We start from the raw sequence: 1213 nt of genomic DNA on the forward strand, positions 1-1213 counted from the left end.
CCTCGAAGGCCTTGATCGTGTAAGTGCGTACGGGAAAAACCACGGCCTCGCTTTCATTCGTGCTTTTGCCGAACGCAGCTTTAAACTCCAGGCTCAGAGAACTGGCATCTTTCAGGTTTCTCAAGCCTGCAAGTGCGATGGTTCGTTCGTAATAACCTTGATTGATCCACAGTGCGCCGACAAGTGAGCCTGGTGCTGTATGGATGACTACGTTGTAAGGGCTGTTATCAGCATTAGTGCCTTTCAGGCGCAGCCATACATATTGGCCTATGGCAATCAATGGCCAGACGCCCATGCGATAGGTGGCATTGGTGGTCAGATTGCCTACATTGAACTCCGGACCCTCGCCGTTATTGTCGGCATCCTTGATCACCGGCAGAATCAAGCTTGAGTCCGGCAGGGTGGCGACATTCAGGTTCAGCGGCAGCGAGGTGAGCGATTTACCATCGCGGGTCATGGTGAACGTCACAGTCACCGTTTTGCCCAGATTGAACGCCAGCACCGTGACCGGCAGTTCAATGCTCAGCCCCGTCTCACTGATCGGCCTGGCTTCGGTGGTGTGGGACGCCTCCGCATGGCTGCCGGCCGCCGCGGCCCAGGTCACGCTCAACAGGTCGGTCAACAGCAACCCATCCGGCAGAACCTTGGCCGTCAGCGCCTCCACGGCCTTGATCGGTTGCAAAGTGGTGCCGTCGGGTTCGGCTTGCTGGATTTGCGGCGGTTTGAGCTCCTGGGCAGCGCCCACATTGAAGTCCAATGGCTGCGAATGCCGGGTGCGCTCCCCCGCGCGTTCGACGAAGTACCTGGCCTGGACCGTGCCGCCCTCGTTGCCCTTGATCAACGCGGCGCTGATGGGGAACGGCACGGGTTGACCGGCGGTGAACGAGGTCAGTGTGACCGAGTCGCTGTCCAGGCCGGTTTTCGAGCCCACCCACTCTCGTGTCACCTTGTCGCCGACCAGGGTATTGTGCGAGGTGGCGGTCAGCGTGGTGTCGTTGCGATTCGGGTCGAGGAAGTTGTCGATCACACCCTCTACGGTTGGCATCGGCAATTCCAGGCGTGGCTCGCCGACCGCGAGCAGCGGCGCGTGTTCGGACTCGCGGATCGCATTGATCGCACTGTAGCGATCCAGCTTCGCCAGTACGCCGTCGTCGCTCAGCAATTGGTAATAGAGCTCCAGCGTGCCACCTTCCAGAATCTTGATATGGACACC

The 1213-nt window shown here is 59.4% G+C and carries 1 pseudogene; it reads right to left on the minus strand.

What is annotated here, in order from left to right:
* Nucleotides 1-1213: pseudogene (locus PMI34_RS04345) on the minus strand (hypothetical protein); the annotation flags it as partial.

The organism is Pseudomonas sp. GM74, from assembly GCF_000282455.1.
In the GTDB taxonomy this organism is placed as follows: domain Bacteria; phylum Pseudomonadota; class Gammaproteobacteria; order Pseudomonadales; family Pseudomonadaceae; genus Aquipseudomonas.